This window comes from Comamonas sp. MYb21, from assembly GCF_037479395.1.
GTDB lineage: Bacteria > Pseudomonadota > Gammaproteobacteria > Burkholderiales > Burkholderiaceae_C > Comamonas.
The window spans coordinates 117,564-140,200 of sequence record NZ_JBBGZC010000014.1 but is presented as its reverse complement, the minus strand read 5'-3'; the positions used below and the strand labels follow the sequence as shown (position 1 = coordinate 140,200).

24 protein-coding genes, 1 pseudogene and 1 riboswitch are annotated in these 22,637 nt (G+C 63.9%); of the genes and pseudogenes, 12 read left to right on the top strand and 13 right to left on the bottom strand.

The annotated features are described in order from the left end of the window. Nucleotides 1–171: 171 nt before the first annotated feature. Nucleotides 172–1,089, top strand: a complete 918-nt coding sequence (locus WH367_RS20490) for a Dyp-type peroxidase (protein WP_339537490.1) — start codon at nucleotides 172–174, stop codon at nucleotides 1,087–1,089. A gap of 4 nt (nucleotides 1,090–1,093) precedes the next feature. Here WH367_RS20490 and WH367_RS20485 read toward each other — a convergent pair whose 3' ends face one another. From WH367_RS20485 to WH367_RS20460, 6 genes are all read right to left on the bottom strand, one after another. Continuing rightward, nucleotides 1,094–1,570, bottom strand: a complete 477-nt coding sequence (locus tag WH367_RS20485) for a DUF2269 family protein (protein WP_339537471.1) — start codon at nucleotides 1,568–1,570, stop codon at nucleotides 1,094–1,096. Beyond that, entirely contained in the window at nucleotides 1,570–1,971 is a 402-nt protein-coding gene (locus tag WH367_RS20480) for a DoxX-like family protein (RefSeq protein WP_339537470.1), read from the bottom strand. Before WH367_RS20480 ends, WH367_RS20485 begins: the two co-directional genes overlap by 1 nt. An 8-nt stretch (nucleotides 1,972–1,979) precedes the next feature. Further along, the gene (locus WH367_RS20475) at nucleotides 1,980–2,885 is read right to left on the bottom strand and encodes an NAD-dependent epimerase/dehydratase family protein (RefSeq protein ID WP_339537469.1); all 906 of its coding nucleotides are present in this window, start codon (nucleotides 2,883–2,885) and stop codon (nucleotides 1,980–1,982) included. Between the two features lie 42 nt (nucleotides 2,886–2,927). After that, complete coding sequence (locus WH367_RS20470; RefSeq protein ID WP_339537468.1) at nucleotides 2,928–3,419, bottom strand: thiol-disulfide oxidoreductase DCC family protein; 492 nt, start codon at nucleotides 3,417–3,419, stop codon at nucleotides 2,928–2,930. 87 nt (nucleotides 3,420–3,506) lie between these two features. Then, on the bottom strand, nucleotides 3,507–4,067 hold the full coding sequence (locus WH367_RS20465; protein ID WP_021027082.1) for a GbsR/MarR family transcriptional regulator: 561 nt from the start codon (nucleotides 4,065–4,067) through the stop codon (nucleotides 3,507–3,509). Between the two features lie 137 nt (nucleotides 4,068–4,204). Then, nucleotides 4,205–4,729: an FKBP-type peptidyl-prolyl cis-trans isomerase gene (locus WH367_RS20460; RefSeq protein ID WP_021027081.1), complete on the bottom strand. Its 525-nt coding sequence runs from the start codon at nucleotides 4,727–4,729 to the stop codon at nucleotides 4,205–4,207. A 53-nt stretch (nucleotides 4,730–4,782) separates the two neighbouring features. Between WH367_RS20460 and WH367_RS20455 the strand changes: the two genes are divergently transcribed. The 3 genes and pseudogenes from WH367_RS20455 to WH367_RS24385 form a co-directional block, all read left to right on the top strand. After that, the gene (locus tag WH367_RS20455) at nucleotides 4,783–5,931 is read left to right on the top strand and encodes a cupin domain-containing protein (RefSeq protein WP_339537467.1); all 1,149 of its coding nucleotides are present in this window, start codon (nucleotides 4,783–4,785) and stop codon (nucleotides 5,929–5,931) included. Then, entirely contained in the window at nucleotides 5,931–6,455 is a 525-nt protein-coding gene (locus WH367_RS20450; RefSeq protein WP_339537466.1) for a hypothetical protein, read from the top strand. Before WH367_RS20455 ends, WH367_RS20450 begins: the two co-directional genes overlap by 1 nt. A 200-nt stretch (nucleotides 6,456–6,655) precedes the next feature. Next, nucleotides 6,656–6,869: pseudogene (locus tag WH367_RS24385) on the top strand (hypothetical protein); the annotation flags it as partial. 441 nt (nucleotides 6,870–7,310) lie between these two features. Here WH367_RS24385 and bamC read toward each other — a convergent pair. Further along, nucleotides 7,311–8,417 carry an outer membrane protein assembly factor BamC gene (gene bamC, locus WH367_RS20440; protein ID WP_339537465.1) on the bottom strand — a complete coding sequence of 369 codons (1,107 nt, stop codon included), beginning with the start codon at nucleotides 8,415–8,417 and terminating at the stop codon, nucleotides 7,311–7,313. Between the two features lie 38 nt (nucleotides 8,418–8,455). Continuing rightward, nucleotides 8,456–9,352, bottom strand: a complete 897-nt coding sequence (gene dapA, locus WH367_RS20435) for a 4-hydroxy-tetrahydrodipicolinate synthase (RefSeq protein WP_312988149.1) — start codon at nucleotides 9,350–9,352, stop codon at nucleotides 8,456–8,458. Nucleotides 9,353–9,626: 274 nt separating this feature from the next. Here dapA and lgt point away from each other — a divergent pair, with 274 nt between their 5' ends. The 7 genes from lgt (at nucleotide 9,627) to WH367_RS20400 (ending at nucleotide 17,446) form a co-directional block, all read left to right on the top strand. Next, on the top strand, nucleotides 9,627–10,457 hold the full coding sequence (gene lgt, locus WH367_RS20430) for a prolipoprotein diacylglyceryl transferase (RefSeq protein WP_339537489.1): 831 nt from the start codon (nucleotides 9,627–9,629) through the stop codon (nucleotides 10,455–10,457). Nucleotides 10,458–10,559: 102 nt separating this feature from the next. Then, complete coding sequence (locus WH367_RS20425; RefSeq protein WP_339520550.1) at nucleotides 10,560–11,348, top strand: transporter substrate-binding domain-containing protein; 789 nt, start codon at nucleotides 10,560–10,562, stop codon at nucleotides 11,346–11,348. A 313-nt stretch (nucleotides 11,349–11,661) separates the two neighbouring features. Then, complete coding sequence (locus WH367_RS20420) at nucleotides 11,662–12,330, top strand: GntR family transcriptional regulator (protein ID WP_021027073.1); 669 nt, start codon at nucleotides 11,662–11,664, stop codon at nucleotides 12,328–12,330. Beyond that, a complete protein-coding gene (locus WH367_RS20415) occupies nucleotides 12,327–13,805 on the top strand; it encodes a malonyl-CoA decarboxylase (RefSeq protein ID WP_339537464.1) in 1,479 nt (492 codons plus the stop codon). The genes WH367_RS20420 and WH367_RS20415 overlap by 4 nt, the downstream gene beginning before the upstream one ends. 193 nt (nucleotides 13,806–13,998) lie before the next feature. Beyond that, entirely contained in the window at nucleotides 13,999–15,015 is a 1,017-nt protein-coding gene (locus WH367_RS20410) for a Bug family tripartite tricarboxylate transporter substrate binding protein (RefSeq protein WP_445228139.1), read from the top strand. A gap of 16 nt (nucleotides 15,016–15,031) precedes the next feature. Then, the gene (locus WH367_RS20405; RefSeq protein ID WP_339537488.1) at nucleotides 15,032–15,823 is read left to right on the top strand and encodes an enoyl-CoA hydratase/isomerase family protein; all 792 of its coding nucleotides are present in this window, start codon (nucleotides 15,032–15,034) and stop codon (nucleotides 15,821–15,823) included. Between the two features lie 66 nt (nucleotides 15,824–15,889). Further along, complete coding sequence (locus tag WH367_RS20400; protein WP_339537463.1) at nucleotides 15,890–17,446, top strand: malonate--CoA ligase; 1,557 nt, start codon at nucleotides 15,890–15,892, stop codon at nucleotides 17,444–17,446. A gap of 110 nt (nucleotides 17,447–17,556) precedes the next feature. Here the strand turns inward: WH367_RS20400 and WH367_RS20395 are convergent, their stop codons facing one another. Together WH367_RS20395 and fnr are read right to left on the bottom strand one after the other, a co-directional pair. Next, nucleotides 17,557–18,000, bottom strand: coding sequence for a universal stress protein (locus tag WH367_RS20395; protein ID WP_021027068.1), 444 nt, complete (start codon nucleotides 17,998–18,000; stop codon nucleotides 17,557–17,559). A 155-nt stretch (nucleotides 18,001–18,155) separates the two neighbouring features. Further along, nucleotides 18,156–18,878 carry a fumarate/nitrate reduction transcriptional regulator Fnr gene (gene fnr / locus WH367_RS20390; RefSeq protein WP_021027067.1) on the bottom strand — a complete coding sequence of 241 codons (723 nt, stop codon included), beginning with the start codon at nucleotides 18,876–18,878 and terminating at the stop codon, nucleotides 18,156–18,158. A gap of 150 nt (nucleotides 18,879–19,028) precedes the next feature. On the opposite strand from fnr, the gene hemN reads away from it, so the two are divergent. After that, on the top strand, nucleotides 19,029–20,411 hold the full coding sequence (gene hemN, locus WH367_RS20385) for an oxygen-independent coproporphyrinogen III oxidase (RefSeq protein WP_339537462.1): 1,383 nt from the start codon (nucleotides 19,029–19,031) through the stop codon (nucleotides 20,409–20,411). A 16-nt stretch (nucleotides 20,412–20,427) separates the two neighbouring features. Here the strand turns inward: hemN and WH367_RS20380 are convergent, their stop codons facing one another. From WH367_RS20380 to WH367_RS20370, 3 genes are all read right to left on the bottom strand, one after another. After that, complete coding sequence (locus WH367_RS20380; RefSeq protein WP_339537461.1) at nucleotides 20,428–21,249, bottom strand: sulfite exporter TauE/SafE family protein; 822 nt, start codon at nucleotides 21,247–21,249, stop codon at nucleotides 20,428–20,430. A 447-nt stretch (nucleotides 21,250–21,696) separates the two neighbouring features. Further along, on the bottom strand, nucleotides 21,697–22,116 hold the full coding sequence (locus tag WH367_RS20375; protein ID WP_312988141.1) for a cell division protein ZapA: 420 nt from the start codon (nucleotides 22,114–22,116) through the stop codon (nucleotides 21,697–21,699). Then, complete coding sequence (locus WH367_RS20370; protein WP_021027064.1) at nucleotides 22,116–22,331, bottom strand: hypothetical protein; 216 nt, start codon at nucleotides 22,329–22,331, stop codon at nucleotides 22,116–22,118. The genes WH367_RS20375 and WH367_RS20370 overlap by 1 nt, the downstream gene beginning before the upstream one ends. A 39-nt stretch (nucleotides 22,332–22,370) precedes the next feature. After that, nucleotides 22,371–22,615, top strand: a riboswitch (cobalamin riboswitch). Nucleotides 22,616–22,637 lie beyond the last annotated feature (22 nt).

The window sequence follows — 22,637 nt, the reverse complement described above, 5'->3', positions numbered from 1 at the left end:
ATGACATTGATCGCACAGATTCTGCCAAGCTGCAGTTAAAGCGCAACAGCTATGGGGGTGATTGGGCAATGCAAACGGCCAATCGCGGAGTTTGTAGGACAGCTGCGCGACAATAGCCGATTGCAATCCAACAGCGAAGACGCAGCGGCACAGCTGCGCGTCCCCCACACGATGACTGCCTTGAACCAACCCGGAATCCTGCTGGCGCTGCCCGCTGCCAGCCGCTACCAACTCTGGAACATCTCGGGCGACGCCCCGGCCGTGCGCGCCGCGCTGGCGCGCCTGCAGCAATGGGCTGATGGCGAGCAGGCCGTCGTCTGCATCGGCCAGCCGGTGGCCGATTTGCTGGGTGTGCAGGTGCCAGGCTTGCGCAATTTCCCGGCCATCACCGGGCCCCAAGGCCCGCTGGCGCTGACGCCCCATGCGCTGTGCCTGTGGCTGCGCGGCAATGACCAGGGCGATGTGCTGCGTCTGTCGCGCGAGGCCGCTGCGCTGCTGGCGCCGGCCTTCAGCCGCGAGAAGGTGGTCGATTGCTTCCGCCATGGCTGGAACGGCAAGGATGCGGTGCGCGATCTGACCGGCTACGAAGACGGCACCGAAAACCCCAAGGACGACGACGCCGTGCACGCCGCCATTGCCGATGGCATGGGCCCGGGGCTGGATGGCGGCAGCTACTTTGCCGTGCAGCAGTGGCTGCATGACATGGACGCCTTTGCCCGCATGAGCGCGCTGCAAAAGGACCACATGATTGGCCGCCGCCTGAGCGACAACGAGGAGCTGGACGATGCGCCCGAGTCGGCCCACGTCAAGCGCACCGCGCAGGAGAGTTTCGAGCCCGAAGCCTTTATCCTGCGCCGCAATATGCCCTGGTGGAAGGTGCAACCCGATGGCAGCGACGCCGTGGGCGCCATCTTTGCCGGTTTTGGCCGCAGCTATGAGGCCTTTGAAGCGCAGATGCGCCGCATGGCGGGCGAGGAAGACGGCATTGCGGACGGCCTGTTCCAGATGTCCAACCCCGTTACCAACGCCTACTACTGGTGCCCGCCGATGCGGGATGGCCGCATTGATCTGCGCGCGTTGGGTTTGTAAAACGCTAATTCCAAAGCGTGGGCTTGTTGACCATCAGGTAGTAAACGCCCAGCATCGCCACAAAGGCCGGGTAGCCCAGCGCTTCCCAGCGCCCGGCCAGGCGCCGGTAGGCGTCGGGCAGCGGCTGGCCCTGGGCATTGGCATCGGTGGCCATGTGAGCCATGCGGATTTGCATGGCCACCACCGGCAACCAGCACAAGCCCGCTAGCACATACAGTGCCATCGACAAGAGCAGCCAGGGCGTGTGCCAGGGCCAGCCGGCCATCACCATCAGCGCCCAGCCGCTGAGCGGCTGAATGATGACCGCCGGCGTCGTGAACCACCAATCGGCCCGCACCACCAGCCGGCTGACCACCGCCTGGGCCGCCACATTGCCGCTGCGGTTGGCAAAGAACATATAGAAGGCCGAGCCAAAGCCGGTGCCGACCATCAGCACGCTCGACAGGATATGCAGGGTTTTGAGCAGCAAATAGGTGTTCATCATTCACTCCGTCCGTCGCGGGGGCTGCTTTGCCACAGCAACCAGAGCGCGGCAGCAATCGGCAGATTTTTGGACAAGGGGCCCAGCGGGTGCAACCACAGACTGGGCAGCAGCGCGGTCGCTGCCAGGGTCATCGCCAGCATCGCTGCCAACGATGCGGCATAGGCCCTGCGCCCGGGCCGGCACAGCAGCCACAGACCCAGCAGCAGATCCAGCGCAGCGCCGCCGCCTATCAGCCAGGCTTGCAGGCGAGGATCAGCAATGCCGCCCGCTACCAAGAGCGCAGTGCTGTCGCCCTGCCACTGCAGCCAGCTGGCTGCGGCCGTCCACAGCCAGACGGCGACCAGGCTCAGGCGCAACAGCTGCAAGGGCGGGTGTGGCGGCATCGGTCTGGAACTCATATGCCGTCTCACGCAGCCTGGCCACGGATCAGGGCCAGCATCTGCGCCGGATCGGTGGGCGCACGCCCGAGCCACTGGGCCATTGGCGCCGGGTCGCAGCAGTTGTCCAGCGATGCCAGCTGCAAGGAGGCGCTGCACCAGGGGCTGCTGGGCACCGCATCGCCCAGCCGTGCACTGGCCTGGGTGGCCCAGCCGGGCAGGCGCAGCTGCAGCGGCTGGCTGCGGCCCGCTTGCTGGCGCAGGTTGGCAATCATCTGCGCCATGCTGAGGCGCTGGAGCCCACCCAGCGGCACGATGCCGGTGGTGGGGGACTGCAGCAACCGTACCATCACCTCGGCCAGTTCATCAACGGCGACGGGCTGCATCAGGCGCTGCTGCATCACCGCTGGCAGCACCAGCACCGGCAGCAGCGCCAGGCGCATGAACAGCTGGGTGCTGGCGCCTTGCGCGCCGATGACGATGCTGGGCCGCACGACAATGCCATCGAGCTGGCCCTGCGCGGTCAGCGCCAGCAAATGGGCATCGGCAGCACGCTTGGTGCGGGCGTAGTCGGTGTCGTTGCCCTCCACGCCCAAGGCCGAGAGCTGCATCACACGCCGCACCCCTGCCTGGGCACAGGCCTCGAACAGCGCTTGCGGGCTGGTCTGGTGCAGGGCTTCCAGGCTGGCACCGTCGGGCCCCGGCTGGTCGCGCAGGCTGCCCACGGCGTTAATGACCATGTCCACGCCTTGCAGATGGGGCAGCCAATCGGCAGGCTGCTGCAGCTTGCCAAACTGCAGCGGCGGTTGCGAGCGCCGGCTGGCGGCAATAACGCGCAGGCCCTGGGCACGCAGCTGGCGCGCCAGCGCCTGGCCGATAAAGCCCTGGCCGCCGCAGAGCAGGACGGTGGGCTGGGGGGTGTTGGGGCTGTGCATGGTCTCTCCTGGTGGCCAAGGGCGTTGAGGGTTGCAGCGCGTTTAGCGCGGCCGATCGATATCGCAGGCATCGCTGCCGCGTGCACAGGCGGCGCTGCGTGCAGCAGCCTGCCGGGCCTGGCGCCGCACGGTGCACTGCAAGCCTTGCTCCAGCACCCAGGCCATCGGTGCCAGTGGCAGGCGGTAGCGGTTGCGCGCGAGCAGCGGGTAGAGCTTGTCGAGCGCATCGGCCACCAGCGGCAGCCCGGCCAGCCGGGGCACCCAGGCCCAGCCCACACCCAGGTAGGCGCGGGTCAGGCAATCGACCCCGATGTAGACCTGGCCATCGGCGCCCACGCCATGGATGGCCTGCATCAGCGCGGCCTTGTCGGCCGGGGCCTCACTCAGGTCGGCGCTGCTGGCGTCAATAAAGATGAGCTTGCCCGCCTGGTTGCGCAGCATCAGATGGCGCATCTCGGCATTGCACATGCGGCAGCTGGCGTCGTAGTAGATGGTCAGCGGGAAGCGGGTGTCGGCGGTATCACGGCTCAGCATATGCATTCCTTTCGATGTTTCTGTCAAAACAGAAATAATGGTGCCAAAAAAAGGCCGCTCTCCTTGCAGGGCACGGCCATGGGGTTCTCAGGGCTTGCTCAGCGCCTCGGGCTCCTGCGCCGCAGCACTGCCGCGCACAAAACGCTGCACGGTCGCGCCCAGGGTCAGGATCTTGTCCAGGGTGGCGGGCGAGAGGCGTAGCATCTCGTCGCTCCAGGCGCCCAGCTTTTGCATCAGCTCCAGGGTCGCCAGGATGCGGTCCTGGCCATCGGGGCTTTCGCGGGCAAAGTCGGGGCTGTTGACCAAGGACTGCAGCAGGCGGGTGGTGGGATCGAACTCGCGCTCCTTGCGCTCCCGCACGATGGTGCGCAGCAACTCCCAGACATCGACGCTGGTCTCGAAATAGTCGCGCCGGTCGCCCAGCACGTGCGTCACCCGCACCAGCTGCCAGGATTGCAGCTCCTTCAAGCTGTTGCTGACATTGGAGCGCGCCACATTCAAGGTCTCGCTCAGCTGCTCGGCATTGAGCGGCTTGCCCAGCACAAACAGCAGCGCATGGATTTGCGAGACCGTGCGGTTGACGCCCCACAGCGATCCCATCTCGCCCCAGTGCAGCACAAATTGTTGTTGGATGTCGGTCATTTGCATAGCTTGAATTCTAGGGCTTCATTTATTTCTGTCAATACAGAAATAAAGATGCAATAAAAAAGGCCATCGCGGATGGATGGCCTTGGTCTGGGTTGTTTTTGCTGGCCGCCTGGTCGCAGATGCCGCCAGCGCCGTGCTCAGTGCAGCAGGTTATTGCCTGGCGCCTGGGGTTGCACGCGGAAGAAGCCGGTGCCGCAGGTGCCCGTGCCGATCTCTTCTTCGGTCGCCTCGCGCACGGCAGCCACCTGGATGTCCAGGCGAATGGCGATGCCGGCCAGCGGGTGGTTGCCGTCCAGCACCACATGCTCGGGGTAGAGCTCGGTGACGGTGTAGATCATGTCGCGCGGCGCATCGGGGTTGGTGCCCTGGGGCAGGGCATGGCCTTCGATGGTCATGCCTTCTTCCAGATCAGCCGGGAACAGCGCGCGCGATTCCAAAAAGACCTTTTCTTCGTCGTAATCGCCAAAGGCGTCTTCGGGCTCCAGGTGCAGCTGCACGCGGCTACCGACGGTATGGCCTTGCAGCGCCTGCTCCACGCGCGCCAGCAGATCCTGGCCTCCGACCAGGAATTCCACGGGCTCGTCGAGCACATCCAGGGTCTCGCCCAAAGTGTCTTTCAGCGTCCAGGTCAGTGCGACCACGCATTGATCAATGATTTCCATAGGACAATTGTCGCAGTTTGGGCCCGGGCGCCCAGAGGATTACCGAGAAAGCCATGCAAATCGAACAAGCACTGCCTCTGCTGGGGGGCATCTCCCCGGCCCAGTTCATGCGCCGTTACTGGCAGAAAAAACCACTGTTGGTGCGCGGCGCCATCAGCGACTGGAAGGACCTGCAGCTGCCGCTGCCACGCAGCGAGCTGTTTGCGCTGGCCGGCGAAGAGGGCGTGGAGTCGCGCCTGATCCAGCACAAGGCGGGCGCCTGGACGGTCAAGCATGGGCCCTTCAGCCGCCGTGCGATCCCTTCGCTGAAGACGCCGGAGTGGACCTTGCTGCTGCAGGGCCTGGATCTGCACAGCGATGCCGCCCATGCGCTGCTGCAGCGCTTTGCCTTTGTGCCGGCCGCGCGCCTCGATGACCTGATGGTGAGTTACGCCAGCGATGGCGGCGGCGTGGGCCCGCATTTCGACAGCTATGACGTGTTCCTGCTGCAGGCCCATGGCAAGCGCCGCTGGCGCATCGGCAAGCAAAAGAACCTGGCGCTGAAGGACGGCATTCCGCTCAAGATCCTGGCCGAGTTCGAAGCGCAAGAGGAGTATGTGCTCGAGCCCGGCGACATGCTCTACCTGCCGCCGCGCTATGCGCACGACGGTGTGGCCGAAGGTGAGTGCATGACCTATTCGATCGGTTTCCGCTCGCCGGCGCAGCAGGAGCTGGCCGGCGAGCTGCTGATGCGCATGTCCGAGAGCGATGAGATGGACGAGGTCAACGCCAAGGCCGGCTCGCCGATCTACCAGGACCCCAAGCAGGCGGCGGTGCAGGCGCCTGGCGCGATACCGCCTGCGATGCTGGACTTTGCCCGCGCGGCGATCGAAAGGCGCCTGGCCGAGCCGCTGGCGCTGGCCCGTGCGCTGGGCGAGGCGCTGACCGAGCCCAAGGCCAATGTCTGGTTCGAGCCCGAGGATTCGCCCGCCATGCTCGAAGCCGTGGCGCTGGACCGCAAGACCCGCATGGTGTACGACGAGCACCATGTCTTCATCAATGGCGAGAGCTACCGCGCCGCAGGCCGCGACTTCAGCCTGATGAAGAAGCTGGCCGATGGCCGCCATCTGGACCGGCGCGATATCAGCGGCGCCAGCGACGATGCCTTGCAGCTGCTGTCGCAGTGGTGCGAGGACGGCTGGGCCCACGCGGTGCCGCAGTGATGGCCAGCGCCAGCCCCGCGCCCGCTGCATGGCAGCCCGCCGATGGCCTGAGTGGCCGTTTTGAGGGCCGGGCTGCGTTCGATGCGCAGGTGCTGCATTTTCTGCAGCAGGCCGCTGTGCAGGGCTGGCGCCAGGTCATCGTAGCCGACCTAGATTTTGCCGACTGGCCCTGGGGCAGCGCCGATGCGGTGGAGCTGCTGCACCAATGGGCGCGCCAGGGCGGGCAGATGACGGTGCTGGCCCACCGCTTTGACAGCCTGGTGCAGCGCCACCCGCGCTGGGTGCAATGGCGCAGGACCTGGGACCACCGCCTGCAGTGCCGCAGGCTGCTCAGCCGCGATGAGGCGCAGATCCCCAGCGCGCTGTGGTCGCCCCAGTGGGCCGTGCAGCGCCTGGATGTGGCGCGCTGCGTGGGCGTGGCCAGTGCCGAGCGCAGCGCCATCGTGCCCTTGGGTGAGCGCCTGCAGGAGTGGGTGCGCTCGGCCAGCACGCCGGACTTTGCCGCGACGGTGCTGGGTTTGTAGGCCATTGTTGACAAGCGTGTCTTTCGTTGCTGGCCGGCAACGTTGCAGGGGCTGTTAGCATAGGCATGCGGCCCGGGTAATCCCTATAATTCATTTCAGACGCTGAGGCGTTAATTACTTTGTGCTACGCACTCTTGGCCCGGGCGTTCTGTTTGCCCTGGCCCGTTCCACAAAAATCCACCGTCGTTAGGAATATCCAAATGAAGAAATCCCTTGTTATCGCATCGTTGATGGCTGCTGTTGCTCTGGCTGCTTGCGGCAAGAAGGAAGAAGCTGCTGTGCCCGCACCAGCACCTGCGCCCGTGGAAGCGCCAGCACCTGCACCCGCACCTGCTGTTGAAGCTGCCAAGGACGCCGCCAACGCTGCTGCTGATGCTGCCAAGGACGCTGCTGCCGATGCCAGCGCTGCTGCTTCGAAGGCTGCAGACGCTACCAAGGAAGCTGCTGGCAATGCCGTCGATGCGACCAAGGACGCTGCCCACAATGCCGCTGAAGCCGCCAAGGACGCAGGCGCTGCTGCCGCAGACGCTGCCAAGTCGGCTGCTGACGCTGCTGCCAACGCCGCTACCGCTGCCAAGGAATCGGTGAGCAAGTAAGCGCTGAGCCGCTGGCCTGGTGGATGCCGGGCCTGCGCTGCAGACTTGCCTGAACGAGCCCGTGCTTTGCACGGGCTTTTTTGTTGGGTGCTGGGGGCGCTGATGGCTGATGGCCGATGGAAGGGCGCGCCCTTGCACCCTAGGCCCTTTAGAACAGGTTCTTAGTGCCCCAAGCCCGCGCCCATGAAAAAAGCCACTGCGGCTGCGCAGTGGCTGTGGGGGTGTTGCGGTACACGGCCAGCTTAGGCCGCGCAGTGCATCACTTCATGTCGTCTGCCAGCACCTTCAGAATGCGCTGGGCGTTCGCCGAGGTGTCGGCCTTGCCGCTCTCGTTGAGCACGGTGACATTGCTGGTGTTGGCTTCGCTCTTGACCTGGATGCGGTACTTGATCGGGTCCGGTGCATCGGGGTTGCGGTTGAAGATCTTGGCAAAGAAACCATCGGGCTTCTTGTTCAGATCGGTCGGGTCGATGTAGCGCACAAAGTACACGCCCTGGCTGCGGTCGCGGTCCTCGACGGTGAAACCGGTGCGGTCCAGCGCCAGGCCCACACGGCGCCAGGTGCGGTCAAACGGATCGCTGACCTGCAGCACGGGCGAGCCATCGGCCGCGGTCGCGATCTTGGAGGTGCTCACAGGGGCCAGCGGCGCTGCAGCAATCGCCTTGGACTGCTCTTCGCTCACGCCCAGCTTGACCATGATGCGGCGCAGGAATTCGGTTTCCAGCTCTGGATCGGCCTTGCGCGGCTGCCAGATGGTGCTGTCCTTTTCCTTGTTGGAGTAAACCTCTTCCATGCCGCGGTGGCTGACATAGATTTCGGTCTTGCCATCGGGGCGGCGCTCAATGCGGGTGCGGAACTTGTCCTGCTCACCGGTCGAGTAGATCGAGTCAAACACCTTGCCAATGGAGCGGCGGATGAAATCCTGCGGCAGCTTGGCGCGGTTCTCGGCCCAGTCGGTTTCCATGATGCCGATGTCGGGGCGCTCGATGGTCAGCGCAAAGCCGCTTTCCTGCCAGAAGTCCTTGACTGGCTCCCAGACCTTGTCTGCGGGGCGGTCGATGACCAGCCAGCGCTGGTTGCCATCGCGCTCGATTTGCACATCGCCAATCTGCGACGCGGCGGTGTTGGCCGTGCCCTTGGGGGCGGCATCCTTTTGCACCTGGTAGGCCGCAGCCGAGACCGTGCCGCCAGGCACGACATAGCGCGAGTCCTTGGACAGCTGGGTCAGGTCCGGGGGGACTTCCAGCGTTGGCCCTTTGGAGGCGCTCTTGTAGTCGATCTTGTCGCCTTCGAGAATACTGCCGGTACCGCAAGCGGCCAAAGTGACAGACAGGCTCAGCACGCTGAGTTTTGCGAGGGAATTCACGTTCAAATCCTTAACAGAGGCAACGCGCAGATGTTGCTTTAGAGCAAGGAGGCTCCGCGCATTGCAGCTTCCACCGTGCCATGCAGACCGGCGGAAAGCTCGGTCATCGGCAGGCGCAGGGTCGGGCCACACAGGCCCATCTTGTTGGCCGCCCACTTTACCGGAATGGGGTTGGCCTCCAAGAAGAGGGCTTTATGCAGCGGCAGCAGTTTATTCTGAATTTCCATAGCCCGACCAACATCCTTGGCAATTGCCGCCTGGCATAGCTGGCTCATCAGGCGTGGTGCGATGTTGGCCGTGACGCTGACATTGCCGTGTCCGCCGCACAGCATCAGGGCCACGGCGGTGGGGTCATCACCCGAGTAGATGCCAAAGCCGGCTGGCGCATCCTTGATCAGCCACTGCGCGCGCTCGATGTTGCCGGTGGCTTCCTTGATGCCGACGATGCCGGGCACTTCGGCCAGGCGCAGCACGGTGTCGTGCTGCATGTCGGCCACGCTGCGGCCCGGTACGTTGTAGAGGAAGATGGGCAGGTCGCCCACCGCTTCGGCAATCGCCTTGAAGTGCTGGAACTGGCCTTCCTGGGTCGGCTTGTTGTAGTAGGGCACGACCTGCAGCTGGCTGTCCGCGCCCACGCTCTTGGCGTACTTGGCCAGCGTGATGGCTTCGTGGGTGGAGTTGGCGCCACAGCCGGCCATGATGGGAACACGCTTGTTGGCCTGCTCGACCGAGACACGGATGATCTCCATGTGCTCTTCGACGGTGACCGTGGGCGACTCGCCCGTGGTGCCCACCACGCCGATGCAGTTGGTGCCTTCGGCGATATGCCAGTCAATCAGTTTTCGCAGGCTTGCATAGTCCACGCTGCCATCGGCAAGCAGGGGGGTGATCAGGGCAACAATACTACCGGTCAATGGAACACTGGTGGAAGTCATAGCGTGGAATGAAAGCTGGATGGAAGATTCTAGCGGTGGCTGGACTGCCGCCGCCGCAGGCAGTATAGCGTGCCCAGCGGCAATCGCTGTCATATTGATTGCAAACGCCTTTATTGTTTGGTCATTTTGAATGTTTTGTATCGGTTATTTGGTTAATTTGACGTAAATTTGAGGGCGATTGCTTGATATCGATTGTGTAATTGAATGCGCATGGGCGCGGGTAAGTCCTGTGGCCCCACCGGGGATGGCGCTGCCCGCCGTGAACTGCGGCACAATGCCTGCCATGCTGATGTATCCCCAATTTGACCCGATTGCCATCAAGCTCGGCCCGCTGGCTGTGCACTGGTATGGACTGACCTATCTGGTCGCCTTTGGCCTGTTTTTGTTCCTGGGCATACGCCGCCTCAAGGACCAGCCCTTTGCCTCGGTCACCACGCCCACGCGCTGGCTGCGCAAGGATGTCGAGGACATTCTGTTCTATGGCGTGCTGGGCGTCATCGTCGGCGGCCGCCTGGGCTACTGCCTGTTCTACAAACCCGGTTACTTCCTCAGCAATCCGCTGGAGATCCTGGCGGTCTGGCAGGGCGGCATGAGCTTTCATGGCGGCCTGGTGGGCGTGATCGTGTCCATGGTGCTGTTTGCCAAGCTCAAGGGCCGGCCCTGGCTGCAGGTGGCCGACTTTGTCGCGCCCTGCATCCCGCTGGGCCTGGCCTCGGGCCGCGTGGGCAACTTCATCAATGGCGAGCTTTGGGGGCGCTTTTCCAGCCCCGATCTGCCCTGGGGCATGGTGTTTCCGCAAAGCGGCTCGATGCTGCCGCGCCACCCCTCGCAGATCTACCAGTTCTTGCTCGAAGGCGTGCTGCTGTTCGTCATCATGTGGCTGTACTCGCGCAAGCCGCGTGGCGAGGGCCAGGTGGCTGGCGTGTTCCTGATTGGCTACGGCCTGCTGCGCTTCATTGCCGAGTATTTCCGCGAGCCCGATGACTTTTTGGGCCTGCTGTCGCTGAACCTGAGTATGGGCCAGTGGCTCAGCCTGCCGATGGTGCTGCTGGGGATTTACCTCTGGAGCCGGGGCCGCAAGCAGCCGGTGTTGACGACGGCCTGAACCGCGTATCCCCTGGATTTATAGGGCTATACTGACCAGCCGCTGTGCCGGAACTCTCTGGCACAGCGGCTTTGTTTTTTGCCTGAGCGGAGAGAAGACGATATGACCAAAAAATGGGTGCTGGGCCTGGTGGCCGGTGTGTGCGTGCTGGGCAGTGCAGCGGTGTCTGCGCAGCAGGCCTTGCCCGATCTGAAAGTCGCCGTAGACCTGAGCTACGAGCCCTTTACCTACAAGCTGCCCACGGGCCAGCCCGCCGGTTTCGACGTCGACATCGCCAACGCGCTGTGCGCCCAGATCCAACGCAAGTGCGTGTTTGTCGAGCAGGTCTGGGACGGCATGATCCCCGGTCTGCAGGCCAAGAAATACGACGTGATCATCAGCTCGATGGCCAAGAACGAGGACCGCGCCCGTGTCGTGGACTTCACGAACAAGTACTACCACACCGGTGCGCGCATCGTGATGCCCAAAGGCTTCAAGTACACCGGCCCCGAATCGCTCAAGGGCAAGAAGATGGGCGTGCTCAAGGCCAGCATCCAGGAGAAGTGGGCGCTGACCTACCTCAAGCCCGCAGGCGCCGATGTCGTCTCCTACCCCGGACGTGACCCCGTCTACCTGGACATCAATTCCGGCCGCCTGGATGGTTCGGTGGCCGACAGCGTCGAGATCGCCTACGGCTTTTTGAAAAAGCCCGAGGGCCAGAACTTTGAGTTCGTCAGCGACACCTTGGTGGACAAGAAGATCTTTGGCGAAGGCGCCAGCATTGCGATGCGCAAGGGCCAGCCCGAGCTGAAGAAGTCGCTCAACGATGCGATTGCCGCCATCCGCGCCGACGGCCGCTACAAGCAGATCGCCGACAAGTACTTTGACTTTGACCCTTACGGCAAGGACTGAGAACGCAACGTAGTCCGCAACGGCAGGGGGCGTGGCCCCCAGCGGTGACGCAAGCAGGCCTGGTGCAACCGGTGCCTGCTTTTTTTTGTGCCCGCAGCCGAGGAAGGTAAGCGTTTGCACCGGTAACAGTGGTCGCGGTGTATGAACCGGGTGTTAACACGGGGGACAAAATGCGCTGTAATTTCTCATAATTACAGCATTGCACTGCTGGGCTGGTCTCTGAGCAAGAGACAAAGCCAAAGCCAATTCCAATGACAAAGTGGGAGTCTGGGGCGGGCGGTGCAGAGCGAATTTTTCCCAAAGGAGTGAGCGGATGGCGGTTGCCGGACAGCCTTTGCACGATACGGTGGCGATCCAGGTGCGCGACCTGATCTTTGCCGGCACCTTGGCGGCGGGCGAACTGCTCGATGAAAAGGCGCTGTGCGACCAGCTCTCCGTCTCGCGCACACCGCTGCGCGAAGCGCTCAAACTGCTGGTCTCCGAAGGGCTGCTGCGCCATGAGCCCCGGCGCGGCTGCTTTGTCGAGACCGTGACCGAGCGCGATCTGGACGATATCTTTCCGGTCATTGCGCTCTTGGAGGGGCGTGCCGCCTACGAGGCCACCAAGAAACTCAGCAGCGCCGACCGCGCCGTGCTCGATGTGATGCACGAGCAGCTGACCCACTACGCCGAGGCGGGCGACATCGCGGCCTACTACCGCATGAACCACCAGATCCATGAGGCCTTCATCACGCTGGCCGACAACCGCTGGCTGGCCCAGGCCATTGCCGATCTGCGCCGCATTCTGCGCCTGGCACGGCTGCACCAGCTGCGTGCGCCCGGCCGCCTGCAAGCCAGCTTGCAGGAACACCTCGATATCTATGCCGTGATGCTGACCGGCGACGCCGATGCCGCCGAGCAGACCATGCGCAACCATTTGCTGCAGCAGCGCAAGGCCCTGCTGCGCACCACCCCCCTTTCACTGTCAAGGATTGCTTTATGACCACCGCTACCGAAACTTCGCCCGCCACCGGGGTGGACAGCGCCGCCAACAGCTGGCTGCAAAAAAGCGCGGCCTGGCTGCGCTCGGTCGGCATTCCTACCGAGCTGGGCAGCAGCAGCGCTGCCGAAGGCGAGCGCAGCACCACCGAGCGCCTCAAGGCCACCTTGCGCCGGGGCAATGAGGCGCTGTCGCCGCGCGAGCTGCGCCGCCTGCTGGCCGACCTGCAGGCTGTTGGCGCCAGCGAGGTGAGCGATGCCGAAGGCGGGCGCCTGGCCGAGCCGGTGATGCAGTGGTATGCCGCCGCCCAGCCAGAGCAGCGCCTGGACTGCTGGCGCCTGCTGTGCGAGCAGTTTGTGCCGGATGTGGCCAAGATCGGCCAGGCGCGCCAGCGCTACGAAGACGCGATCGGCACCGCCAGCATGGCCGCTGCCGAGCGCCACCTGCGCAAGGCCTTGCAGACGCCGCGCATGCGCCTGTTCCAGCGCTTTGCGGTGCCCGCGCAGGGCATGCGCTTCTTGCTTGATCTGCGCGCGCAGATGCTGCCCCAGCTCAAGAGCCAGGAATGGCTGGTCGCCGTGGACGCCGATCTGGAATACCTGTTCTCGACCTGGTTTGACATCGCCTTTTTGGAGCTGCGCAGCCTCAGCTGGGATTCGCCCGCGTCCTTGCTCGAAAAACTCATCAAGTACGAAGCGGTGCATGACATCCGCAGCTGGACCGATCTGAAAAACCGCCTCGACAGCGACCGCCGCTGCTACGGCTTTTTCCACCCGCGCCTGCCCAACGAGCCGCTGATCTTTGTCGAGGTGGCCCTGGTCGACAAGATGTCGGACAGCATTGCGCCGCTGCTGGACGAGGCCGCTGCCGCAGCCGATGTGAACAAGGCCAGCACGGCGATCTTCTACTCGATCAGCAACACCCAGACCGGCTTGCGCGGCGTGAGCTTTGGCGATTCGCTGATCAAGACCGTGGTCGAGCAGCTGCTGCAGGAGTTTCCCAAGCTGCGCCAGTTCGCCACCTTGTCACCGATACCGGGTTTTCGCAGCTGGCTGGGCAAGAACGCGGCCGAGGTCTGGGAGGGTGCCGACAAGCGCCTGCGCGCCGAACTGGGCAAGGCCCTGGACAAGGCCGAGCCGACGGTGGACGACTGGATGGCCGCGCTGGAGCAACCGGGCCAGTGGCAGGCGGGCGATGCGGCTGCCAAGCTGCTGCTGCATGCCGCTGCCCGCTACCTGGGCAAGAGCCTGGTCAAGGACAAACCGGTGGACCCGGTGGCGCGCTTTCACCTGGGCAATGGCTCGCGGGTTGAGCGCCTGAACTGGGCGGGCGATACCTCGGCCAAGGGCATCAAGCAGTCCTATGGTTTGATGGTGAACTACCTGTACGACTTGAAGCGCCTGGACAAGCACCGCAATCTGCTGGCCCAGGGCAAGATTCCGGTGTCATCGGGCATCGAGGCGCTGGCCAAGGTCTGAACCTGTTTTTGAGGATGGCAGGCCAGCATCGCGCCCCCGGGCGCTGCGCTGGTCTGGAGAGAGCTGCAGGCCCCCATAAGGGCGCAGCCTGGGTGGTCGGCATTCTATGCTGACCACCCAGGGCCAGCGTGTTGCTGTCGGCGCGCGCAGGCGGGTGTGCGTGGATCTTTAAAAATAACCGTTAGGAGACAAGATGACCAAGAGCAATACACCTTTCCCGTCCAGAAGACGAACCCTGCTGGGCCTGGCCGCTGGCATGGCGGGCAGCGCGCTGCCCGCCTGGAGCTGGGCGAGTGCGGCCGCAGCGCGCGACTGGCCGAGCAAGCCGGTGACCTGGGTGGTGCCCTTTCCGGCAGGCGGGGGTACCGATGCCTTTGCGCGGCCGCTGTCCTCGCAGTTCTCGAAAATCTCGGGCAAGACCCTGGTGATCGACAACAAGGGCGGCGCAGGCGGCACCCTGGGCGCCAGCTTTGCCGCGCGCCAGCCCTCAGATGGCTACCATTTCTTCATGGGCGGCACCCACCATGTGATTGCGCCCTCGGTCTACCCCAAGCTTGACTACGACATCCAGAAGGACCTGGTGCCGCTGGCCTTGCTGGCGACGGTGCCGCAGGTGCTGGTGGTCAACCCCAAGCGGGTGACGGCGGCCAATATGCAGCAGCTGCTGGCCCAGCTCAAGGCCAACCCGGGCAAGATGAGCTTTGCCTCGGCTGGCGCCGGCACCAGCCACCACCTGGCCGGCGAGCTGTTCAAGATCCAGAGCCAGACCGACATCCTGCATGTGCCCTACAAGGGCGCGGGCCCGGCGCTGCAGGACCTGATTGCCGGCAATGTGGACATGCTGTTCGACGGCCTGGGCTCGTCGGCCGCGCATATCGCCGCCGGGCGCATCAAGTGCCTGATGGTCTCGGGCAGCCAGCGCAACCCCTCGCTGCCCGATGTGCCCTGCGCTGCCGAAGTGGGCCTGCCCGATTACAACGTGACCACCTGGTACGGCCTCTGGGCCATCAAGGGCACCTCGCCCGAGCTGCAGGCGCGCATGTTCGAAGAGGCCAAACGCATGGGCGCGTCGGAAGAAATCAAGGCCATCTGGGCCAAGAATGGTGCGGAATATGGCAGCATGACGCAGCCGCAGTTTGCCGCCTTTGTGGCCGACGAGGTCAAGCGCTGGGCCGAGGTGGTCAAGGCCTCGGGCGCGAAGATTGAATGACAAGAGGAGCGAGATGATGGCGGGGCAGGTTCGTGTGCAATCGTGGGTGGTGGGCGAGGAGGCATCCCGCGCGCAGGCCGTGCGCGTGGTGCTGGACCATGCGGGCAAGCGCAATGCCATGTCGCGCGCCATGTGGCGCCAGCTGCGCAGCGTGTTTGAGGACCTGCAGCGCCAGCCCGGGCTGCGCTGCATCGTGCTGCAAGGCGAGGGCGAGGCATTTTGCGCCGGTGGCGATATCTCGGAGTACGCCGACTTTCGCTTTGCCCCAGAGAGCCTGGCCGCCTTTCACGAAGGCGAAGTCTGGCCGGCGCTCCATGCCATGCTGCAATGCGATGTGCCGCTGGTCGCTGCCATTGACGGCGCCTGCATGGGCGCGGGCGTGGAGCTGGCCAGCTGCTGCGACACCCGCCTGGCAACAGACAGAGCCCAGTTTGGCGCGCCGATTGCCAAGCTGGGCTTTCCGATGGCGCCCAAGGAGGCGGCGCTGGTGCTGAGCCAGGTGGGGCCTGCCAAGACGCGGCAGATGCTGCTGGAGGCAGCGGTCTTTGGCGCCGAGCAGATGCTGGCCTCGGGCTTTTTGAGCCAGGTGTACCCCGCTCAAGACCTGCACGCCCAGTTGGAACGCAGCGTCGCCCGCATCTGCGGCCTGGCGCCCCAGGCCGCCCGCATGACCAAGCAGCTGCTGCGTGCGCTGGCCGAAGGCGATGCCCAGGCCCCGGTGCTGCAGCAGCCCTATGCCTATGCCGATTCGGCAGAACACCGCGAAGGCATTGCTGCCTTTGTCGCCAAAAGAGCAGCCCAGTTTTGACCGTGCCTGCGCTGGCCACCGGCCAGGCCGCAGGCGCCAAGGAAACCACCAACCAAGTAGACAAACATGACCAACGACAACCTGTTCTGCGCCCTGCGCGCGGCCTTTCCTGAGGACCTTGATGCCATCGCCGTGGAGACCACCTCGGCCAGCGGTGAGCCGCTGAACTACAGCTGGCGCGACCTGGACCGCATGAGCGCGCGCATCGCCAACCTGCTCGATTCGCTGAATATTCCTTCCGGCAGCCGCGTAGCGGTGCAGGTGGAAAAGTCGGTCGAAGCGATGGCGCTGTACCTGGCGACCTTGCGCGCCGGCCATGTGTTTCTGCCGCTCAACACCGCCTACCAAAGCGCCGAGATCGAGTACTTTGTCACCAATGCCGAGCCGGCCGTGGTGGTCTGCTCGCCGGCCAATTTTGGCTGGGTCTCCAAGATCGCCTTCCAGTGCGGCACGCAAAGCGTGTTCACCTTGGGCGATGACCGCAGCGGCACCCTGCTGGAGCGTGCAGTGCACTGCGCCGATGCGCACACGCCCGCGCAGAAATCTGCCGACGACATGGCCGCCATTCTCTACACGAGTGGCACCACCGGGCGCAGCAAGGGCGCGATGCTGAGCCACGGCAACCTGCTGAGCAATGCCGTCATGCTCAAGGACTACTGGGGCTGGAAAAAGGGCGATGTGCTGATCCATGCGCTGCCGATCTTCCATGTGCATGGCCTGTTTGTCGCGATCCATGCGGCCTTGCTCAATGGCAGCAAGATGGTCTGGTTTGCCAAGTTCGAGCCCAAGGCGGTGATTGCCGCGATGGCGCGGGCGACGGTCTTCATGGGCGTGCCGACTCTGTATGTGCGCCTGCTGGCCGAGCCGGGCCTGACCAAGGCGGCGGCCCAGCACATGCGTTTGTTCATCTCCGGCTCGGCGCCTTTGCTGATCGAGACCTTCCGCGACTGGCAGACCCGCACCGGCCACACGATTTTGGAGCGCTATGGCATGAGCGAGACCATCATGCTGGTCTCCAACCCCTACCAGGCCGATGCCCGCCATGGCGGCCAGGACGAGCGCCGGGGCGGCACGGTGGGCTTTGCGCTGCCGGGTGTGGGCGTGCGGGTGCAGGGCGATGACGGCCAGGCGCTGGGCGCCGACGAGATCGGTCATATCCAGGTGCAAGGCCCCAATGTGTTCAGCGGCTACTGGCGCATGCCCGAGAAGACCGCGCAGGAGTTCACGGCCGACGGCTGGTTCAAGACCGGTGACGTGGGCAAGATTGATGCGCGCGGCTATGTGACCATCGTCGGCCGCAGCAAGGACCTGATCATCTCCGGCGGCTACAACGTCTACCCGGCCGAGATCGAGGGCTTCATCAACGAACTGCCGGGCGTGGCCGAAAGCGCGCTGGTTGGCGTGCCACACCCCGATTTTGGCGAAGTGGGCGTGGCCGTGGTCATTGCCAAGGTGGGCCAGCAGCTCGATGCCGAGGGCATCATTGCGACTTTGAAAAAGCAGCTGGCCAACTTCAAGATTCCCAAGCGCTGCTTTGTCGTGGGCGAGCTGCCGCGCAACACCATGGGCAAGGTGCAAAAGAACCTGCTGCGCGACCAGTACCAGGGCCTGTTCAAGGGCTGATGCGCCCATGAAGGCGGCCTGCGCCGCCATGACAAAACCCTCGCGCTGTGGCCGCTCAGAAGCTGCCGCAGGCGAAGGTTTGCTATTGGGCGGATGCGCTTAGGTGGCGATCAGCGCAGCACCAGCACCGGTATCGTCGCATGGGTCAGCACATGCTGGGTTTCACTGCCCAGCAGCAGGCGCTTCAAGCCCCGGTAGCCGTGCGATGCCATGACGATCAGGTCGCAGTTTTCCTTTTTCGCCGTCTCCAGCAGCGCCTCGGCAATCATGTCGGACTTGATCACCAGGGTCTTGATGGGCACGCCGGTGGCAGCGCCTTCGGCCACCACCTTGTCGACAATGCCCTGGGCGGCGCGTTCCCAGCCGTCCTCGATGCGCGCAATGTCATCGGGGTTTTGCATGGTGCTGCCCTCGAAGTAGCTGCGCGGGTAGTTGGGCGAGATGTTGACGGCAGTCACCGTGGCGTGGCTCAGCTTGGCCAGCGCGAGGGCGTGGCGCACGGCCTTCTCGGACAGCTCAGAGCCATCGGTGGCAAGCAGGATATGTTGGTACATGGCAGGCTCCTTTCAGGTCAGACGTAGGGCAGGGCCGCTGTTGCGCAGTCTTGCCGTGGCTTCAACACAGAGCATCGCCGCTTGCGGCTTGAGCGGATGTCGGATCAGACCGCGTTTGTGTCCGCTGGCGCGGCGAGTTGGAATAGCTGCCTAGCTTAGGCCGAGCAGGCCTGGGTGTTGATCAGGCCCTGGAGCTTGTCGGTGTCCAGAATGCGCACATGGCGCTGCTTGACCTCGATGATGTTCTCCTCGGCAAACTTGGAGAAGGTGCGGCTGACGGTCTCGAGCTTGAGGCCCAGGTAGCTGCCGATTTCCTCGCGTGTCATGCGCAGGATCAGCTCATGCTGCGAAAAGCCCCGGGCATGCAGGCGCTGCACCAGGTTCAGCAAGAAGGCGGCCAGGCGCTCTTCGGCGCGCATGCTGCCCAGCAGCAGCATGACGCCATGCTCGCGCACGATCTCGCGGCTCATGACCTTGTGCACATGGTGCTGCAAGGCGGTCACTTCGCGCGACAGGTCTTCGAGCGAGGAGTAGGGCATCACGCAGACTTCGGCGTCTTCCAGCGCAATCGCGTCGCAGGAATGGCGGTCGTTGACGATGCCGTCAAGCCCGATGATCTCGCCCGCCATCTGAAAGCCGGTGACCTGGTCGCGTCCGTCTTCGGTGGCGATGCTGGTCTTGAAAAAGCCGGTGCGAATCGCATAGAGGGAGGTGAAGGTCTCACCGTTGCGGAACAGCGCGCTGCCGCGTTTGATCTTGCGCCGGGTGGCGACGATCTCGTCGATGCGCTCCATTTGTTCGGCCGACAGTCCCACGGGCATGCACAGCTCGCGCAAATTGCAGTTGGAGCACACCACTTTGATGGAGTTGGATGTCATGTATCAATACCCGTGAACAAATATTCATGTAGGAACGGCGTTCCTCGTATGCGCCTATTGTGCGTGCAGGCGCCAAATGGGTTCTTGATGTACATCAAGGACGCGTGGCAGAGCTTGGGGCACATTGGGGGTCCGCTAGGAAGAAGCCACATGATTTCCCTGACCCCCGACCTGCTGCGCCGTTTTGATGTTCCCGGCCCCCGTTACACCTCGTATCCTACCGCAGACCGATTTGTTGAAGCCTTTGCTGCGAATGAGTACAAGCAGGCGCTGGCGCAACGCGGCACCGGCCTGGCTGGCAGGCTCGCTCCGCTGTCCTTGTATGTGCATGTGCCGTTCTGCGCCTCGCTGTGCTACTACTGCGCCTGCAACAAGATCATCACCAAGCATGCCGAGCGGGCCGACGAGTACCTGGACTACCTCGAGCGCGAGCTGGACCTGCAGCTGGCCCACGTCAGCGCCCGTCCCACCATCAGCCAGCTGCACCTGGGCGGGGGCTCACCCACGTTCTTGACCGATGCCGGCCTCAGCCGCCTGATGGACATGGTCAAGCAGCGTTTTCATCTGAAGCCCGGTGGCGAGTACTCGATCGAGGTGGACCCGCGCACCGTGAGCCGCGAGCGCCTGCAGCATCTCTACCAGCTGGGCTTTAACCGGCTGAGCTTTGGCGTGCAGGATTTTGACCCACTGGTGCAAAAGGCTGTGCACCGTGAGCAGCCCGCTGACCAGGTGTTTGCCTTGGTCGAGCAGGCGCGTGAGATCGGCTTTGAATCTATCAATATCGATCTGATCTATGGTTTGCCCCAACAAAGCCCGGCCAGCTTTGTGCGCACGATGGAGCAGGTCAATGCGCTGCGGCCCGACCGCATTGCGCTCTACGCCTATGCGCACCTGCCCGAGCGCTTCAAGCCCCAGCGCCGCATCCAGGCGCAGGACCTGCCCAGCCCCGCCGATAAGCTCGCCATGCTGGCCCAGGCCCTGGCCGCGCTGGAAGGCGCCGGTTATGTGTATGTGGGCATGGACCATTTCGCCTTGCCCGACGATGCCTTGGCGGTGGCCAAGCGCCAAGGGCGCCTGCACCGCAACTTTCAGGGCTACAGCACCCAGCCCGATTGCGATCTGCTGGCGCTGGGCGTGTCGGCCATCGGCCGCATTGGCGCGACCTACAGCCAGAATGCCAAGACCCTGGAGGAGTACTACGACCTGATCGACCAGGGCCAGATCCCCGTGGTGCGGGGCCTGGCATTGACGCGCGATGACCTGCTGCGCCGCGCGGTGATCATGGGCCTGATGTGCCAGGGGAGCCTGGCGATTGAATCGCTGGAGCAGGCCTGGCTGATTGATTTTGCGCAGTACTTTGCCGCCGAGCTGGCCCAGCTGCGCGAGCTGCAGGACCAGGGCCTGGTGCAACTGAGCGACGAGGCGATCAATGTGACCGAGCTGGGCTGGTACTTTGTGCGCGGTGTGGCCATGGTGTTCGACAAGAACCTGCAGGCCGACCGCAACCGGGCGCGCTTCTCGCGGATTATCTAGCCCGCTGTGGCAGGTCTCAGCCCTGCCAGGCCGCCAGGCTTTTGTAGAGCATGTACGCGGCCAGGCACAGCAAGATGCCGCCAAAGATCTTCTTGAGCTGGCCTACCGGCAGCCGGTGCGCGGCACGGGCGCCCAGCGGCGCCGTCAGCACGCTGCAGGTGGCAATGGCGGCCAGGCCGGGCAGCCAGATATAGCCCAGCGAATGCGGCGGCAGCCCCTGCAGGTGCAGGCCGGCCACCATGAAGCCGATGACATTGGTGACCGCAATCGGAAAGCCCAGCGCCGAGCTGGTGGCGACCGCGTTGTGCATCGGCACGCTGCACCAGGTCATGAAAGGCACGCTGATGAAGGCGCCGCCCGCGCCCACCAGGCCCGAGAGGCAGCCGATCACGCCGCCAGCGGCCATCTGGCCGGCCGTGCCCGGCATGGCGCGCATGGCCTTGCTGTTGGGCTTGCGGAACATGCGCAGTGCCGAGTAACCAATGAACAGGCCAAAAAACAAACCCAGGTAGCTGCCCTTGAGCACCGCAAAAATGCCCAGGCTGGCCAGCAGGCCGCCCAGCACAATGCCCGGGGCCAGGCGTTTGACAAGGTCCCAGCGCACGGCGCCATGCTGGTGGTGGGCGCGCACGCTGGACACAGATGTGAAGACGATGGTCGCCATCGAGGTGGCAATCGCCATCTTGATCGCCAGCTCCGGCGCCACCCCTTGGGTGCCCAGGATGTAGGTGATGAAGGGTACCAGCACCATGCCGCCGCCAATGCCCAGCAGGCCCGCGAGAAATCCGCCGATCAGGCCCAGAAACGACAGCGGCAGCAAAACAAGAGGATCAGTCATGGCGCGCAGTAAAAAGGCCACCTGAAACAGGTGGCCTGAAACCCCGCTGTCGCGGAGAGGAGAAGACAGGTTGGGCAGCCTGCCCGAAAAAATCAGGTGTTCGCAGCGGATCCACTGGACCGTCATCCTGAACCGGGGGTTCAGGTGGGCAAGGGCAACCTATCGTTGGGTTCATCTGACGCGAGACGATCACGCTCAATAGGTGATGTACCAAGCCCGTGCTCGTAGAGCATTGGTTCAAGGAACTATAAAGTCCAGCAGGGCTGCGAACGCTTCCATTGTAATCGCTCGCGCCTGCCGCACCCACCAAAACTGCATGTCAATGTGCCTGGATTGGTCAAAAAAGATAGCTGGTTAGCTAGATTGAGAAAGCGCCAAGCTGATATTTTGGCAGGAGGCATTGCATGGCGCCGCAATCTGGTGTTGGCGCCTGCTTACCGCCAGGCCTCAGGCGCTGGTGTCCAGGGTTTCGGCGGCCTTGGCAGGGGCGGGCGCCAGCGCCGCGTCCAGTCGCTGCATCACCGACTGCAGGCGGGGCTCGTCCCAGTCCAGGCTGGCCTGGTCACCGGTGGCGGGCTGGGCCTGCGCCTCGGCCATCGCGGCAGACTGGGCAGCGGCTTGCGCCTGCAGCGCGTCGGCGGTCTGGCTGAGCTGGCTGTTTTGCACCTGTAAATCCAGCAGATCAAAGGCGACATTGAGGGCCGCCAGCACGGCGATGCGCTCGCGGCCACGGATCTTGCCCGCGTCGCGGATACCGCTCATGGCCTCATCGACATGCTTGACGGCGGCCAGCAGACGTGCTTCCTGGCCTTCGGGGCAGCCCAGCATATAGCTTTGCTGCATGATGTGTACTTCCAGCTGTTTCATCATTCGTCCTGGTCAAAGGTCTTGGGCAGGCGTTCGATCAGTGCATCCACGCGGGCGCGGGCCGCTGTCAGGCGCGATTGGAGGGAGTCGCGCTCCTGGGTCAGGGTGGTGACTTGCTCTTGCAATTGGGCGTGGGCGCGTTGCAAAGCCTCATGACGGCTCAGCAGTGCCTCCACCCGCTCAAGCATCAGATCCATAGAAGGCGTAGTGGCCATAGAGAGACAGTCTTCTTAAGTGCGCAATGGGTTTAACGCTAAAATTGTACCCGTTGGTGCTCGCCCCAGTGGTTCACATGGGGGCAGTTCAACGGGAAGCAGGAGCGCTGCTTGTGCCCTACAAGCCTTACGCAACCTGCGCTGCCCCCGCAACGGTAAGCGATGGTTGGTTTTTGCGCCATCCACAGCCACCACTATGCCACTGAATACCTTGAACAAGTGTTTGGGAAGGCGTGTGCTGTGTCATCGCCAGCCCGGATACCGGCCAACAATAGTGGAGGCGCGCGGCTGAGGCCTTGCTGCGGC